Source organism: Stenotrophomonas sp. 80084_Sma (assembly GCF_056481995.1).
In genome coordinates, this window is record NZ_CM151177.1 from 3722559 (window position 1) to 3737677 (window position 15119).

Annotated in this window: 9 protein-coding genes; 5 read left to right on the forward strand and 4 right to left on the reverse strand. The window is 66.9% G+C overall.

The genetic code is table 11. The features are described 5' to 3' along the window. Positions 1-8: 8 nt before the first annotated feature. On the reverse strand, positions 9-1874 hold the full coding sequence (locus ACZK3W_RS17240) for an ABC-F family ATP-binding cassette domain-containing protein (protein WP_197615803.1): 1866 nt from the start codon (positions 1872-1874) through the stop codon (positions 9-11). A 336-nt stretch (positions 1875-2210) separates the two neighbouring features. Here ACZK3W_RS17240 and ACZK3W_RS17245 point away from each other — a divergent pair, with 336 nt between their 5' ends. Then, the gene (locus ACZK3W_RS17245; protein ID WP_197615804.1) at positions 2211-4598 is read left to right on the forward strand and encodes a TonB-dependent receptor plug domain-containing protein; all 2388 of its coding nucleotides are present in this window, start codon (positions 2211-2213) and stop codon (positions 4596-4598) included. A 256-nt stretch (positions 4599-4854) separates the two neighbouring features. Beyond that, complete coding sequence (ybaL, locus tag ACZK3W_RS17250; RefSeq protein WP_049461518.1) at positions 4855-6552, forward strand: YbaL family putative K(+) efflux transporter; 1698 nt, start codon at positions 4855-4857, stop codon at positions 6550-6552. Between the two features lie 403 nt (positions 6553-6955). On the opposite strand, the gene ACZK3W_RS17255 is transcribed toward ybaL, so the two are convergent. Next, positions 6956-8242: an O-acetylhomoserine aminocarboxypropyltransferase/cysteine synthase family protein gene (locus ACZK3W_RS17255; RefSeq protein WP_032128543.1), complete on the reverse strand. Its 1287-nt coding sequence runs from the start codon at positions 8240-8242 to the stop codon at positions 6956-6958. Positions 8243-8423: 181 nt separating this feature from the next. On the opposite strand from ACZK3W_RS17255, the gene ACZK3W_RS17260 reads away from it, so the two are divergent. The 3 genes from ACZK3W_RS17260 to ACZK3W_RS17270 all read left to right on the forward strand — a co-directional run bounded on the left by ACZK3W_RS17260 (position 8424) and on the right by ACZK3W_RS17270 (position 11394). Further along, on the forward strand, positions 8424-9161 hold the full coding sequence (locus ACZK3W_RS17260; RefSeq protein ID WP_032128544.1) for a winged helix-turn-helix domain-containing protein: 738 nt from the start codon (positions 8424-8426) through the stop codon (positions 9159-9161). Next, positions 9158-10453 carry an ATP-binding protein gene (locus ACZK3W_RS17265; protein WP_049461521.1) on the forward strand — a complete coding sequence of 432 codons (1296 nt, stop codon included), beginning with the start codon at positions 9158-9160 and terminating at the stop codon, positions 10451-10453. The genes ACZK3W_RS17260 and ACZK3W_RS17265 overlap by 4 nt, the downstream gene beginning before the upstream one ends. A 140-nt stretch (positions 10454-10593) precedes the next feature. Further along, complete coding sequence (locus tag ACZK3W_RS17270) at positions 10594-11394, forward strand: MipA/OmpV family protein (protein WP_197631835.1); 801 nt, start codon at positions 10594-10596, stop codon at positions 11392-11394. A 72-nt stretch (positions 11395-11466) separates the two neighbouring features. Here ACZK3W_RS17270 and clpB read toward each other — a convergent pair whose 3' ends face one another. Further along, a complete protein-coding gene (gene clpB / locus ACZK3W_RS17275) occupies positions 11467-14052 on the reverse strand; it encodes an ATP-dependent chaperone ClpB (RefSeq protein WP_197615806.1) in 2586 nt (861 codons plus the stop codon). A gap of 181 nt (positions 14053-14233) precedes the next feature. Continuing rightward, complete coding sequence (locus tag ACZK3W_RS17280; protein WP_100443391.1) at positions 14234-15055, reverse strand: DUF3014 domain-containing protein; 822 nt, start codon at positions 15053-15055, stop codon at positions 14234-14236. Between the last annotated feature and the right edge of the window lie 64 nt (positions 15056-15119).

Genomic DNA, 15119 nt, shown 5'->3' on the forward strand with positions numbered 1-15119 from the left:
TTGCGTGATCAGGACTCCAGCAGTTCCATCCACGCGGCTTCGGCTTTTTCCAGCTGGGCGGCAGCGGTTTCGCGGTCACGGCCGATCACCGCCAGGCGGGTGGCATCGGCGTAGTTGGCCGGGTCGGCCAGCTGGCGGTCCAGCTCGGCCAGAGCGCTTTCCAGTTCGGCCACCTTGGCTTCGGCGGCGGCCAGCTTGTGCGGGTTCACCGGCTTCTTCTGCACCACCTGAGCCACCGGCGCGGTCTTGACCACCACCGGCTCTTCCACCTGTTCCATGCGCGCCTTGGTGCCCTGCGCCTGCGGACGGGTGCGCAGCCAGGCCGCGTAGGCGTCGAGGTCGCCGTCGAACGGCTCGACCACGCCATCGGCCACGCGCCAGTAGGTATCGCAGACCAGGCCGATCAGATGGCGGTCATGCGAGACCATCACGATCGCGCCTTCGAAGGTGGCCAGTGCTTCGGCCAGCGCTTCGCGCATTTCCAGGTCAAGGTGATTGGTCGGTTCGTCCAGCAGCAGCACATTCGGCTGCTGCCAGGCGATCAGCGCCAGCGCCAGGCGCGCGCGCTCGCCGCCGGAGAAACCATCGACCGGCTCGAACGCGCGGTCGCCCGGGAAGTTCCACTTGCCAAGGAAATCGCGGAACGACTGGTTCGGTGCGTCCGGCGCGATCTCGCGGAAATGCTCCATCGGCGACTGGCCTTCGTGCAGCGACTCCACCGTGTGCTGGGCGAAGTAGCCGATCTTCAGGTCCGGGTGCGCCATGCGCTCGCCGACGATCGGCGCCAGCTCGCCCACCAGGGTCTTCACCAGGGTGGTCTTACCGGCACCGTTGGGGCCGAGCAGGCCGATGCGCTGGCCCGCTTCCAGGCCGAAGCCGACGTTGTGCAGGATCACCGCGTCCTTGCCGTAGCCGGCCTCGACGTGGTTCAGGCGGATCAGCGAGAACGGCAGCTTGGCCGGCGGCGCGAACTCGATGCGGAACTCGCGCTCGGCACGCACCGCTTCGGTGCCGGCCAGCTTGGCCAGGCGCTTCATGCGGCTCTGCGCCTGCGCGGCCTTGCTGGCCTGCGCCTTGAAGCGGTCGATGAAGCTCTGCAGGTGGGCACGCTCGGCCTGTTCCTTCTCGTGCGCGATCTGCTGCTGGCGCAGCTGTTCGGCGCGCTGGCGCTCGAAGTCGGTGTAGCCGCCCGGATAGAGCTTGGCGCCGCCACCGTGCAGGTGCAGGGTGTGGGTGGCCACGTTGTCGAGGAACTCGCGGTCATGCGAGATCAGCAGCAGGGTGCCGGGATACTTCAGCAGCCACTGCTCCAGCCAGTACACCGCGTCCAGATCCAGGTGGTTGGTCGGTTCGTCCAGCAGCAGCAGGTCGCTTGGCATCATCAGCGCGCGGGCCAGGTTCAGGCGCACGCGCCAGCCGCCGGAGAACGAGGACACCGCGCGGTGGTGGGTCTCTGCCGGGAAACCGAGGCCGTGCAGCAGCTTGCCGGCGCGCGCTTCGGCGTCGTAGGCATTGAGCTCGGCCATCTTCGTGTGCGCCTCGGCCACCGCTTCCCAGTCTTCACGGGCGGTCGCCTCGGCCTCGGCGGCCAGCACTGCAGCCACCTCGATGTCACCGCCCAGCACGAAGCTCAGCGCCGGGTCGGGCAGCGACGGGGTTTCCTGGGCGACGCTGGCGATGCGCACCTTGCCGGGCAGATCGACATCGCCCTTGTCCGCCTCCAGCTCGCCCTTCACCGCCGCGAACAGGCTGGACTTGCCAGCACCGTTGCGGCCGACCACACCCACCCGGTAACCGGCGTGCAGGGTCAGGTCGACATTGGACAACAGCAGCCGCTCGCCGCGGCGCAAGGCGAAATTACGAAGGGAAATCATCGGGGGAGGCGTCCATATAACCAGATGGAATGTGCTGGTGAGCACTGTTCCTGCGACGCAATTCTAGCGTTAACGAATACTTGACGCGTCCCGGGATGCGCGGCGGCCGGCGTTCCTCTCTCCCACGTCCTTGCCGCGCGCGTCCCGGGCTCCCTCCCCCGCCAGTGCCGATCCGGGCTAAATGGTTGCTGCTGCAACGTTTTTTCCGATGACCGGCATTTGACACGCACTGAATATCCCGTTAATTCCTGCTTTGCGCACCGCAACAACCGCCGTCCGCCTCACCCCCGTGATGTCGATTCCGGTGCCGCCCCCGCCAACCGGAGCTCCGTCCCGATGACCCGCAAGACCAGCCTGATCGCCGCCGCCGTCGCTGTCGCACTCGGTGGCTCTCCGTTCGTAGCCGCTGCCCAGCAGGCCGGCACCGCAGCCAATACCCTGGACACGGTGATCGTCACCGGTACCCGCGTGGCCGACCGCACGGTGGCCGAGTCGCAGTCGCCGATCGACATCATCACCCCCGAAGCCCTGCAGTCCACCGGCACCAGCGAGCTGGCCACCGCGCTGTCGCGCGCGCTGCCCTCGCTGAACTTCCCGCGCCCTGCCCTGACCGATGGCACCAGCGGCGTGCGCCCGGCGCAGCTGCGCGGCCTGTCACCGGACCAGGTGCTGGTGCTGGTCGACGGCAAGCGCCGCCACACCTCGGCGATGATCAACGTCAACGGCAGCATCGGCCGTGGTTCGTCGGCGGTGGACATCAATGCGATCCCGATCGCCGCCATCGAGCGCGTGGAAGTGCTGCGCGACGGTGCGTCGGCGCAGTACGGCTCGGACGCCATCGCCGGCGTCATCAACATCGTGCTCAAGGGCAGCGGCAGTGGCGGCAGCCTGGCGGTGGACTACGGCCAGTACTCGGCCGGTGACGGCAACAAGTACCAGCTCTCCGGCGATACCGGCGTCGAGTTCGGCAACGGCCGTGGCCGCGTGCACGTGGCCGGCCAGATCAGCCAGCAGGACGAAAGCAACCGCGCCGGCCCGTACCGCGGCACCACCCCGAACACCGGCAACTTCCCGAGCATCGGCCAGAAGACCTTCATCGTCGGCGACCCGCGCGTGGATGCGACTGCGGCTTCGGTCAACGCCAGTTTCGATTTCAGTGACCGCGTGACCGGCTACGCCAGCGCGCTGCTCAGCAACCGCGACATCACCTCGTTCGCGTTCTACCGCTCGCGCAACCACAGCGGGCAGAGCGCGCTGCTGGCGCAGACCTACCCGGACGGCTTCGTGCCGGAGATCAACCAGTACTCCAAGGACCGCTCGCTGGTGGCCGGGGTCAAGGGCAACACCGGCAACGGCTGGACCTGGGACCTGAGCCTGAACCACGGCGAGAACACCCTCGACTTCCACACCCGCAACAGCATCAACTACAGCCTCGGCGCAACCAGCCCGCGCTCGTTCTACGACGGCACGCTGAAGTACCAGCAGGACATCTTCAATGCCGACCTGACCAAGTCGCTGGACTGGGGCCTGGCCTACCCGGTCACGCTGTCCTTCGGTGGTGAATACCGCAAGGAGAAGTGGGACCAGAAGCCGGGCGAGCTGAACTCGTACACCGGCAGTGGCGCACAGGGCTTCGGTGGCTTCACCCCGACCAATGAAGTGCATGCCGACCGCCACAACTACGCGGTCTATGCGGGTCTGGAAGCGGACCTGACCGAGAAGTTCTCGGCCGGCATCACCGGCCGCTACGAGGATTACTCGGACTTCGGCGACCGCTTCTCCGGCAAGCTGTCGGCGCGCTACGCGTTCACCGACAAGGTCGCGCTGCGGGCCACCGCGTCCAGCGGCTTCCGTGCGCCGTCGCTGGCGCAGCAGGGCTACCAGGCGGTCACCAGCCAGTTCCTCAACGGCGTGTTCGTCGAGCGCGGCACCTTCCCCACCACCAGCCCGGCTGCGCAGGCGCTGGGCGCCTCGCCGCTGAAGGCCGAGACCTCCACCTCCTACAGCCTGGGCCTGGTGCTGCAGCCGGTCGACCGCCTGTACATCACCGTCGACGCCTACCAGATCGACATCGATGACCGCATCGCATTGTCGTCCAGCATCACCACCAACACCGCCACCAGCGCGCTGCTGGGCACGCTGGGCCTGCCGCAGGTGACCGCGTTCTCGTACTTCACCAACGGCCTGGATACGCGCACCCGCGGTGTCGATTTCGTGTCCAGCTACACGGTGCCCTTCAGCGCCAGCAGCCTGGAACTGACCGCCGCGTACAGCTACAACGACACCGAAGTGCGCCGCGTCGGCGGCACCCCGGCGGTGTTCGGCACGCTGGGCCTGACCCAGTCGCTGATCGGCCGCGATGAGATCGGCCGCATCGAGGACAGCTATCCGCGCGACAAGGCGATCCTGAGCGGCACCTGGCGTTCGGACCACTGGGAGCTGGGCCTGGCCGCGACCCGCTACGGTAAGTTCACCGTGCGCAACTCGGCCACCGCACTGCGCGACCAGACCTATGGCGACGCCTGGGTGGTGGATGCCTCGGCCAGCTACAAGCCGAGCAGCAACTGGACCCTGACCGTGGGCGCCGACAACCTGCTGGACAAGTACCCGGACCGCACCGAAGACCTGCAGAACTCCACCTTCGGCATGCTGCCGTACAGCAACTACTCGCCGTTCGGCTTCAACGGCGCGTACGTATACGGCCGGGTCAAGTACACCTGGTAAGCGGTATTGGTAGCGCCGGGCCATACCCAGCACCGCTCTGGTAGTGCCGGCCGCTGGCCGGCATCCCCTCGCCGCATCTGGAGGAGAGCCCCTTCTTGTTGAAGGGGCGCGCCGAAGGCGCGGGATAGAGGAGAAATGCTCCGGCAAACCCAGGGGGCAGGTGCCTTCCCTGCGGGAAGGGATTTGCCCCTGGGTTTGCCGCATTTGGCGCATTAGGTGAAAATCGGGGCATCCCCCCGATTTCCTGCGAGTGCCGATGCACCATGACACCGACCTGATCAACATCGTTGCCGTTGGCCTCGGGCTCGCCTTCATCTTCGGCGCGCTGGCCAACAAGCTCCGCTTGTCTCCCTTGGTCGGTTACCTGGTTGCTGGCATCTGCGTAGGCCCGTTCACCCCCGGCTTCGTCGCCGACCAGGCGCTGGCCAACCAGCTGGCCGAGCTGGGTGTGATGCTGCTGATGTTCGGCGTCGGCCTGCACTTCTCGCTGAAGGACCTGATGGCGGTCAAGGCCATCGCCATCCCCGGTGCCATCGGCCAGATCGCGGTCGCTACCCTGCTCGGCTGGGGCGTGGCCTCGCTGATGGGCTGGCCAGCCCTGCATGGCGTCATCTTCGGTTTCTCGCTGGCCACCGCCAGTACCGTGGTACTGCTGCGGGCGATGGAGGAACGCCGCCTGCTGGAAACCATGCGCGGCAAGATCGCGGTCGGCTGGCTGATCGTGGAAGACCTGGCCTGTGTGCTGGCGCTGGTGATGATGCCGGTGATGGCCGGTGTGTTCGGCCCCGATGCGGCCAAGGAATCGCACTCGCTGGGCAGCGTGCTGGCCGACATCGGCTGGACCTTCGTGCAGCTGGGCCTGTTCGTGGCGGTGATGCTGGTGGTCGGGCGCCGGGTCATCCCGTGGATCCTCGAACGTATCGCCGGCACCGGTTCGCGCGAACTGTTCACCCTGTCGGTGCTGGCGATCGCGCTGGGCGTGGCGTTCGGCTCGGCCATGTTGTTCGGCGTCTCGTTCGCACTGGGCGCGTTCTTCGCCGGCATGCTGCTCAACGAATCGGAACTGAGCCACAAGGCCGCGCATGATTCGCTGCCGCTGCGCGATGCGTTCGCAGTGCTGTTCTTCGTCTCGGTCGGCATGCTGTTCGACCCGAACATCCTCATCCAGCACCCGTGGCAGGTGCTGGCCACGGTGCTGATCATCATGTTCGGCAAATCGGCCGCCGCGTTCTTCATCGTGCGCGCGTTCGGGCACCCGACCAGCACTGCGCTGACCATCTCGGCCAGCCTGGCGCAGATCGGCGAATTCGCCTTCATCATCGCCGGCCTCGGCGTCGCCCTGCAGATCCTGCCGAAGGAAGGCCAGTCGCTGGTGCTGGCCGGTGCGCTGGTGTCGATCATGCTCAACCCGCTGGTGTTCGGGCTGCTTGACCGTTGGCAGGCCAAGCAGGAGCAGTCGCCCCAGGCCGCCGAGCCGGAAGAGGCCACCGGTCCCTCGCGTGACCTGCATGACCATGCCATCGTCATTGGTTACGGCCGGGTCGGCAGCGAGCTGGCGCAGGTGTTGCGCGATCGCGGCGTGCCGGTGCTGGTGATCGATGACAACAAGGAGCACGTCGAACAGGCGCACGCCAAGGGCTTGGCGGCGATCCGTGGTAGTGCTGCTGCCGACCGCGTGCTGGCCGAAGCGCATCCGGAACGCGCGAAGATTGCGGTGCTGGCGATTCCTCAGCCGCTGGAAGCCGGTGAGGCGCTGGCCAAGCTGCGTGCGATCAATCCGGATCTGACCCTGCTGGCGCGAGCACACAGCGATGCGGAGGTGAAGCACCTGCTGGAGCATGGTGCCGATGGCACAGTGATGGCCGAGCGTGAGCTGGCGTACTCGCTGGCCGAGATGGTGATGGCCACGCCGCCGTATCGCGGGCTGGGACAGCACAGTATTCCGGTGGTGTGAGGAGTGTGGGTGCGGCAGGGCTTGCAGCCCTGCACCTGCTGAATCAACTTCAACTGCAACGGCAAAAGCAAAAGCTGACTCTCCGTGGAATGGCGGGGTGGGTCCGGTTGCGGGGGGCGCTGCAAGTACGTCCATGTAAGCTCGGTCGCCGCATCCATGCGGCTCACGCCCCTGCAACCGGGCCCACCCTGCCTTCGACAATTTCCTGCGGCTGTTGGTAGGTGTCGACCTTGGTCGACACGGCGGTGCATCTGACCCCGGAAACAAAAAAATCCCCGGTCGACCCGCATCGACCGGGGATCTGGATCGCCACGTTGCCATGCCTTGGAGAGGCAGTTCCACCGTAGCGCATCGCGGTGCCGGTGGTGATCGCCTGTGGCGATGACGACCAAGCGTGCGGCTATCAGGCGCCAGCCAGGGCCTGCTCCAGGTCGGCACGCAGGTCGCCGATATGCTCGATGCCGATCGACAGCCGCACGGTGTCTTCGCTGACACCGGCCTTGGCCAGTTCGGCGGCGTCCAGCTGGCGATGGGTAGTCGAGGCGGGATGGGTGGCCAGTGACTTCGCGTCGCCCAGGTTGACCAGGCGGGTGAACAGCTTCAGCGCATCGAGGAAACGTGCGCCGGCTTCACGGCCGCCCGGCAGGCCGAAGGTCAGTACGCCCGAGCCGTGCCCGCCCAGGTAGCGCTGCGCGGCGGCGTGCTCGGGGTCGTCGGCCAACCCGGCGTAGCGCACCCAGGCCACCTTTGCGTGTGACTTCAGAAACTGCGCGACAGCCAGCGCGTTGGCGTTGATGCGCTCCATGCGCAGCGCCAGGGTTTCAATGCCCTGCAGGATCAGGAACGCATTGAACGGCGACAGCGCCGCGCCGGTATTGCGCAGCGGCACCACCCGCGCGCGGCCGATGTAGGCCGCCGGCCCCAGCGCTTCGGTATAGACCACGCCGTGATAGCTGGGGTCGGGCTGGTTGAGCCGTGCGAAGCGCTGGGGTTGTGCAGCCCAGTCGAAGCGGCCGGAATCGACGATCGCGCCGCCGAGGCTGTTGCCGTGGCCGCCGAGGTACTTGGTCAGCGAATGCACCACGATGTCGGCGCCGTGCTCGAACGGGCGCAGCAGGAACGGCGTGGCCACGGTGTTGTCGACAATCAGCGGCACGCCGGCGGCATGCGCGACCTCGGCAATCGCCGCGATGTCGGTGACGTTGCCACGCGGGTTGCCGATCGATTCGACGAACACCGCCTTGGTGCGTTCGTCGATCAGCGCGGCGAAGGCGGACGGATCGGCCGGGTCGGCGAAGCGCGCCTGGATGCCGTACTGCGGCAGCGTGTGCGCCAGCAGGTTGAGGCTGCCGCCATACAGCGCACTGGAGGCAACGATGTTGTCACCGGCCTCGGCAATGGTCTGGATGGCATAGGTGATCGCCGCCTGCCCCGAGGCCAGTGCCAGCGCGCCGATGCCCCCCTCCAGCGCGGCCAGGCGCTGTTCCAGCACGTCGGTGGTGGGGTTCATGATGCGGGTGTAGATGTTGCCGGGCACCTTCAGGTCGAACAGATCGGCGCCGTGCTGGGTGTCATCGAAGGCATACGCCACCGTCTGGTAGATCGGCACCGCCACCGCGCGGGTGGTCGGGTCGGGACGGTAGCCGCCATGCACGGCCAGGGTTTCCAGTTGCCACTGCGGGTCGCTCATTGCGCCAGGCTCCATCCGGGGAAACCGCCACCATAGGCCAGCCAGAACCACGCGTTGAAAGCTGCTGGCGATGACGCCAGTACCACCGGTTATCAGGTTGGCCGCGATTCAGGCAGCCGTCATGGGCCGTTGCTAGGCTTCGCCGCCGGGCGCTCCTGCCCGGGCACGGAGGCCCAAGCGCATGCAGTCATCCCCCTGGACACCCGCCGCCAGCGGCTCGCCGACCCCGGTGCTGCTGGTGGAGGACGACCGCCGCCTGGCCGAACTGGTCAGCGACTACCTGCACGAACATGGCTTCGCCGTGCAGCATGTGGCCCGTGGCGACCTCGCCGGTGCGGCCTGCCGCCAGCACGCGCCGGAACTGGTGGTGCTGGACCTGATGCTGCCCGGCCTTGGCGGCATCGATGTGTGCCGGCAGATCCGCAGCTTCTCCGATGTGCCGATCCTGATGCTGACGGCCTGCGAAGACGACATCGAGCAGGTGCTCGGCCTGGAATCAGGCGCCGACGACTATGTGCACAAGCCGATCGAGCCGCGCCTGCTGCTGGCCCGCCTGCGCGCCCTGCTGCGCCGCCGCCATGGCAGCAGCAACACCGGCAGCCCCTGCCGCCTGATGCACGGCGAGCTGCTGATCGACCGCATGCAGCGCGAGGTGCACCTGCACGGCCAGCCGGTGGACATGGGCACCACCGAATTCGAGATCCTGTGGCTGCTGGCCAGCCAGCCGGGGCAGATTCTCTCGCGTGACCAGATCCTGCAGGCGGTGCGCGGCATCGGCTTCGACGGGCTGGACCGCAGTGTCGATGTCAGCATCGGCAAGCTTCGCCGCAAGCTGGGCGATGACGCGCGCGAACCGCGGCGGATCAAGACGGTGTGGGGCCGCGGCTACCAGTTCAATCCCTCGTCCTGGTCGGCATGAAGCGGCTGTTCCTGCGCCTGTGGCTGGTGGTCGGCGCGAGCTTCCTGATCACCCTGCTGCTGATCAACGTGATCTTCGATCGCATCTACCTGCCGTTCCAGCAGCGTGTGTTCGCAGAGCAGGTGCGTGGCCAGTTGTATGCATTGCGGCAGGGGTTGGACGGAAAGGACTCCGCCGCCCAGCAGGATCAGCTGGCGCAATGGCAACCCCACTATGGCATCGCATTGGCTCTGCTGCCGTCAGCACCGGCCCTCGCGGCCGGCGAACAGGAACAGCTGCAGCGCAACGGGCTCATTTCCCGGCAGAAGTTCGAGATCGTACTGGCGCCGCTTGATCCACTGCATCCCGATGGCCCCTGGCTGCGCCTGCATCTGCCAGGCGAGCCGTCGATGACCCTCTATCTCACCCTGATCGCCTATTCGGTGATGCTGGCCCTGTTCGGGCTGTGCCTGTACGCCTGGGTGCGCCTGCTCTGGCGCGATCTGGACGCGCTGCGCGTGCACGCCGATCGCATCGGTGCCGGCGATCTGCAGGCGCGCGCGCAGGTTTCGCCACGCTCGCAGATACGCGTCATCGTCGACCATTCCAACCGCATGGCCGCACGCGTGGCCGAACTGGTCCAGCGCCAGCGCGACCTCACCCATGCCATATCGCACGAACTGCGCACGCCCATCGCGCGCGTAGCCTTCGGCCTGGACCTGATGCAGGACAGCGACGATCACGAACGCCGTACACGGCTGGCACAGGGGCTGCACGGCGACCTGGCCGAACTCAACCGGCTGGTCAGCGAACTGCTGGCCTATGAGCGTCTGGAGCATCCCGGCGAAGGCGAGCCGATGCAGCGCATTGAAGCCAACGACTGGCTGCAGGCCTGCCTGGCCGATGCACGCCGTGATGCCGAACGAGCCGGCGTGGTCCTGCGCGTGCAGCCCAGTGCGTTGCCGCGGGTGGATGCCGAACCGCGGCTGCTGCAGCTGGCGCTGAGCAATCTGGTAGGCAATGCGCTGCGCCACGCGCGTTCGCAGGTGGAAGTGTCGCTGGTCGGTGTCGGCGGCCGCGCGTGCCTGCGCGTGGATGACGACGGCCCGGGCATCGCCGAGGCCGACCACGAAAAAGTGATGCGCCCGTTCACCCGCCTGGATGACAGCCGCAGCCGCGATACCGGCGGCTTCGGGCTGGGCCTGGCCATCGTCAACCGCATTGCAGCCCGCCACGGTGGCGAGCTGCGCATCAGCCGCGCCACGCTGGGTGGCGCGCGTCTGGAAATGCACTGGCCGCTGGCTGCCAGCTGAACGCCCACGGGCGCCATTACAGTTGATTACAACTCCCGCACAACTGCGGAGGGATCGGTCGCCGGCATATCGCCACGCTGGCGACCCTGCAGCACTCGCCGGATGCGCGCGCTGCTTTCCTCCCATTGTCGAGAGATTCCATGTCCCAGCTTCGCCGTTCCCCCACCCTGCTCTGCCTGGCCCTGCTGCCGCTGTTCGCCGCGCCGATCGCCCACGCCAAGGATGACCACTGGACCTTCGAGCTCGCCGCTGGTGGTGGCGTGACGCCGCGCTACAGCGGCAGCGAGGAATACCGCGCGACGCCGTCGCTGTCGTTCGATGTCACCTCGCCGGGGGGATGGTTTCTGGGCACCAGTGGCATCGGTTGGGGCACGTCCATTGGCGAGCACACCCGCGTGCGTGCCTACATCGGCGCCAGCGGCATCCGCCGCGACAAGGACTCCCTGCTCGGCGGTTCGGACTTCCTGCGCGGCATGGGTGATATCGATACCCGTCCCCTGGTCGGTCTCACCGCTGGTTATACGCTGGGCGAAGCCGTGCTGAGCGGCTCCTGGCACTTCACCCGCAAGGACGAGGACAAGGCCGACAACGGCCTGGCTACCCAGCAGATCCATCTGAATCTGAGCATGCCGCTGTTCGACCTGGCCGGTGGCGTGGTCAGCGGCAGTGTTTCCACCGACTACGGCAACCGTGGCTACATGCAGACCTGGTACGGCGTCAGCCCGGAACAGGCGGCGCGCACCGGCTTTGCCCAGCACACGCCGAAGGCCGGCCTGGTCAGTGCCGGTCTTGGCCTGAAATGGAGCCACCGCGTGGGCCGCAACGGCAACTGGTACATCTCGGCTGAGGGCACGCGACTGCTTGGCGACGCCGCCGACAGCCCGATCGTGCAGAAGCCCAACCAGTTCGGCCTGATGAGCGGCTACACGCACCGCTTCTGAGTGAGCGCCGGGCATGGCCCGGCGTACTCCGCAGGAAACGGGGCGCCGCGATCAAGCAGCGCCCCGTGTGAATCACGCCTTGGCGAACACCAGGTGGCCGCCGTCGTTGCCGACTTCAATGGTGTCGCCGTTGACGAAGGCACCGGACAGGATCTTCTGCGCCAGCGGGTTCTCCAGCTGCGCCTGGATCGCACGCTTCAACGGACGTGCGCCGTACACCGGATCGAAACCAACGTTGCCAAGCAGGTCGAACGCTGCATCGGACACCAGCAGCTTCAAACCACGTTCGGCCAGGCGCTTTTCCAGCCCACGCATCTGGATGCGCGCGATCTGCTTGATCTGCTGCTTGTCCAGCGGGTGGAACACCACGATGTCGTCCAGGCGGTTGATGAACTCCGGACGGAAGTGCGCCTGCACCACGCCCATTACCGCCGCCTTCATCTGCGTGTAGGCCTCCGGGCTGTCATCAGCGCTCATGTCCTGGATCTGGTGCGAGCCCAGGTTCGAGGTCATCACGATGACGGTGTTGCGGAAGTCCACGGTGCGGCCCTGGCCATCGGTCAGGCGGCCATCGTCCAGCACCTGCAGCAGGATGTTGAACACATCCGGATGCGCCTTCTCCACTTCGTCCAGCAGGATCAACGAATACGGACGGCGACGCACGGCCTCGGTCAGGTAGCCACCCTCTTCGTAACCGACGTAGCCCGGGGGCGCACCGATCAGGCGGGCGACGCTGTGCTTCTCCATGAACTCGCTCATGTCGATGCGGATCATCGCGTCGGCACTGTCGAACAGGAACTCGGCCAGCGACTTGCACAGTTCGGTCTTGCCGACACCGGTCGGGCCGAGGAACAGGAACGAACCGGCCGGGCGATTCGGATCGGACAGGCCCGCACGCGAACGGCGCACGGCATCGGAGACGACCTTGATCGCTTCCTCCTGGCCGACCACGCGGTTGTGCAGCACCTCTTCCATGCGCAGCAGCTTGTCGCGCTCACCTTCGAGCATCTTGTTGACCGGGATGCCGGTCCAGCGCGACACGACCTCGGCGATCTCCTCGTCGGTGACCCGGTCCTGCACCAGCTTGAAGTCCCTGTGTTCGGCTTCCTGCGCAGCGGCCAGCTGTTTTTCCAGCTGCGGCAGCAGGCCGTACTGGATCTCGCTCATCTTGGCGAAATCCTGGCGGCGCTGCGCGGCTTCCAGCTCCAGCTTGGCCTGCTCGACCTGCTCCTTGATCTTGGTCGCACCCTGCAGCGCGGCCTTCTCCGACTTCCAGATTTCATTGAGGTCGGAGAACTCGCGCTCCAGCGCCTCGATGTCGTTCTCCAGATCGGCCAGGCGCTGCCGCGAGGCCTCGTCCTTTTCCTTCTTCAGCATCTCGCGCTGGATCTTCAGCTGGATCACCCGGCGTTCCAGGCGGTCCAGCTCCTCCGGCTTGGAGTCGATTTCCATGCGCAGGCGCGAGGCCGCCTCGTCCATCAGATCGATGGCCTTGTCCGGCAGCTGGCGGTCGGTGATGTAGCGGTTGGACAGCGTCGCAGCGGCGACGATGGCCGGGTCGGTGATCTCCACGCCGTGGTGCACCGCGTACTTTTCCTTCAGCCCGCGCAGGATGGCAATGGTGTCTTCCACCGACGGCTCACCCACGAAGACCTTCTGGAAGCGGCGCTCCAGCGCGGCATCCTTTTCGATGTACTTGCGGTACTCATCCAGCGTGGTGGCACCGACGCAGTGCAGCTCGCCGCGTGCCAGCGCCGGCTTGAGCATGTTGCCGGCATCCATCGCGCCATCGGCCTTACCCGCACCGACCATGGTGTGCAGCTCATCGATGAACAGGATGATCTGCCCTTCGCTCTTGGCCAGGTCGTTGAGCACGCCCTTCAGGCGTTCCTCGAATTCGCCACGGAACTTGGCGCCGGCAATCAACGCGCCCATGTCCAGCGACAGCACGCGCTTGCCGCGCAGGCCCTCGGGCACTTCGTCGTTGATGATGCGCTGGGCCAGTCCTTCCACGATCGCGGTCTTGCCCACGCCGGGTTCACCGATCAGCACCGGGTTGTTCTTGGTCCGGCGCTGCAGCACCTGGATGGTGCGGCGGATCTCCTCGTCACGGCCGATCACCGGGTCGAGCTTGCCGCTCTCGGCACGCGCGGTCAGGTCGATGGTGTATTTCTCCAGCGCCTGGCGCTGTTCCTCGGCATTCTCCGACTGCACGTTCTCGCCGCCGCGCAGCTTGTCGATGGCCGCCTGCAGGCGGGTCTTGTCGGCACCGGCGGCGCGCAGCGCCATGCCCAGCGTGCCGCCGTCGTCCAGCGCCGCCAGCACGAACCACTCGCTGGCAATGAAGGCATCCCCGTGCTGCTGGGCCAGCTTGTCGGTCTGGTTCAGCAGGCGCCCCAGGTCGTTGCCCATCGAGACGTTGCCGGCCTGGCCGGACACCTTCGGCAGCGCATCCAGCGCCTCGGTCAGGCGCTCGCGCAGTACCGGCACGTTCACCCCGGCCTGGGCCAGCAGCGGACGCGTGCTGCCGCCCTGCTGGTCCAGCAGCGCGCTGAACAGGTGAACCGGTTCGATGATGCTGTTGTCGCGGCCCACGGCCAGCGACTGTGCGTCTGCCAGCGCCTGCTGGAAACGCGAGGTGAGCTTGTCCATCCGCATTGCGAATCCTCATCGGTCATCAGGGCCGGCCCGCGCCGGCGATGCTGGAAAGATGCGGTTGCCCCACCCGGTTTCAAGGGTGGCTGCGACTGCACCTCGAGGCCAGTCAGGCTTCGGCCAGCATGCCGGAACCGGTGTGGTCGGCGTGTTGATCCCGATCAGTTCCACGCAGTGAACGGGCTCAGCGGGTGATCGCGCTGCGGATCGCCCGCAGCTGCTGCTTGACCGCCCGCGCCTGGGCGGCATCCATCCGCAGCAGCGCCTTCTGCCCGATCGAGCGCGACTGCAGGGTGGGATCGACAAAGCGGTAGCGGCCGCGTTCATCGCGCTGTACCACTGGGGACTGGGCCAGTTCCGGGGTGTCCAGCAGGTGGTCGATCACCGCGACCAGGCGGTCGTTGAAGTACCCGTCGGGCCGGCCCAGGTCCACATAGGCCTGCTGGATCAGCGGATAGAAGCGCTTGTAGGCGGTAGCCGTTGCCGCCGGGTCCAGCGCGGTGAAGGCCTGCACGTAGGGTGCATAGCGCGCCGCGTTGCTGGCGGCGATGCGTTCGCCACCCTCGCCCGGCTCGACCTGCAGGTTGCCCGGCAGCGGCCGCGCGGCCAGCGCAGTCGGCGGCACGCTGGGCTTGTCCAGGTTGTCGACCTGGGTGACCAGGCGCTGGATCAGATGATCGCGCAGCAGCAGGGTCAGTGGCCCCTCGCCCTGGAACAACTGGGTCAATGCACCCCAGGCGGCCGTATCGCTGTCAGCCAGCTTCGGCAGCGCCGGATCGGCCGCGGCCTCGGTATCCAGCGGATGCCTGATCGGCGGCGGTGCTGGCGCGGGTTCTGCGGCCGACTGCGGTTGTGGCGGCGCGCTGGTACTGGCGGGGGTTGATTGCACCGGCACCGAAACACCGTCTGCCAGGCGCTTCAGCTGATCGCGGAACAGCCAACCTCCCGCGCCACCGATTACCACCACGCCCAACACCCAGGGCCAAACTGCTTTTCCACTCTGCATGATGCAGCACCTCGTTTTCACACGCATGGAGAAGGTGTGACCCGGCTGATTTCCGTGGGTTCCC